The sequence below is a fragment of the Rhizobium sp. P1_E1 genome, from assembly GCF_056406015.1.
The window spans coordinates 1-1,485 of sequence record NZ_JBFUAY010000486.1 but is presented as its reverse complement, the minus strand read 5'-3'; the positions used below and the strand labels follow the sequence as shown (position 1 = coordinate 1,485).

Genomic DNA, 1,485 nt, shown 5'->3' with positions numbered 1-1,485 from the left:
CTCATGATGAGGGTGCCGACGTCCATGCCTTCGGGGCGCTCGTGGGCATTGCGCAGGGTGATGGAGCAGAGATTGAGCAGCGAGGTCTCCTCCGTGATGGTGCCGCTGTCGGACAGCACGCATTTGGCTTCGACCTGCAGTTTCATGTAGTCGAAAAACCCGAGCGGCTTGCCGAACACGATGCGCTTGTCCAGGCCTTCGTAACCAGCCTCCTCCAGCCGTTTTCGCGTGCGTGGATGGGTGGAAACGATCACCGGGAAGCCATACTTTTTGACAAGCTCGGTCAAGGTCTCGAGCAGGTCCTTCAGCGCGTCGGGCGAGTCAACGTTTTCCTCGCGATGCGCGCTGACCAGGAAAAATTCATTGGGCTTGAGGGACAGGCGCGAAATGATGTCGGACTTGTCGATTTGCGGGCGGTAGTGATCGACGACCTCACGCATGTGCGAGCCGGTCTTGATGATGGTTTCGGGCCGCACGCCTTCGGCGATGAGATAGCGCCGTGCATGTTCCGTCAGGACCATGTTGATGTCCGACAGGTGATCGAGCACCTTCCGGTTGAGTTCTTCGGGAACGCGCTGGTCGAAGCAGCGGTTGCCTGCCTCCATGTGGAATACCGGGATTTTCCGCCGTTTGGCCGCGATCACTGCCAGGCATGAGTTGGTGTCGCCATAGAGCAGGACGGCGTCGGGCTTCTCAGCCTGGAACACTTCATCGGCCTTCATGATGATCTGGCCGATGGTCTGGGCCGCATTTTCGCCGACTGCATTGAGAAAGTGGTCGGGCTTGCGAATCTGCAGGTCTTCGAAAAAAATCTGGTTCAGCTCGTAGTCGAAATTCTGGCCCGTGTGCACAAGAATGTGCTGGGTGTGCTTGTCGAGCGCCGCAATCACGCGGCTCATCTTGATCAATTCGGGCCGGGTCCCGACTACCGTCATCACTTTAAACACGAAGTGCCTCCTCAATAAAATCCAGTTTTCCCAAAAGCGCCTTGACCTGGGCGACATTGAGCCGCTCGGTGTTGTGCGATGTGTAGTCGTCCAGTTGCGAAATCCGCTCTTCACCGTCGCTGAAATACTTGGCGTAATTGAGGTCGCGGTTGTCTRCGGGAATGCGGTAGTACGCGCCCATGTCGTCGATCCGGGCCATTTCCTCGCGCGACACCAGCGTTTCGTAGAGCTTTTCGCCATGGCGCGYGCCAATGATCTTGGTGGGTTGGTCGTTGCCGCCAAAAATGTCCTTGAGCGCTTGCGCGAGGTCGGCGACAGTCGAGGCTGGCGCCTTCTGTACAAAGATGTCGCCCTGCTGGCCGTGCTCGAACGCGTGCAGCACCAGGTCGACCGAATCGTCGAGTGACATCAGGAAGCGGGTCATGCTGGCGTCGGTCACGGTCAGCGGCGCGCCGCTCTTGAGCTGCGAGACGAACAACGGGATCACCGAGCCGCGCGACGCCATGACGTTGCCATAACGCGTGGCGCAAAGCACGGT

General features: G+C 58.7%; 2 protein-coding genes. Both read right to left on the bottom strand.

Translation table 11 applies throughout. The features are described 5' to 3' along the window. Nucleotides 1–899, bottom strand: an 899-nt coding sequence (locus AC1D1Z_RS37345) for a UDP-N-acetyl glucosamine 2-epimerase (protein WP_477853851.1), incomplete at its 3' end; no start/stop codon positions are given. 40 nt (nucleotides 900–939) lie between these two features. Continuing rightward, nucleotides 940–1,485, bottom strand: a 546-nt coding sequence (locus AC1D1Z_RS37340) for a polysaccharide biosynthesis protein (protein ID WP_477853849.1), incomplete at its 5' end; no start/stop codon positions are given.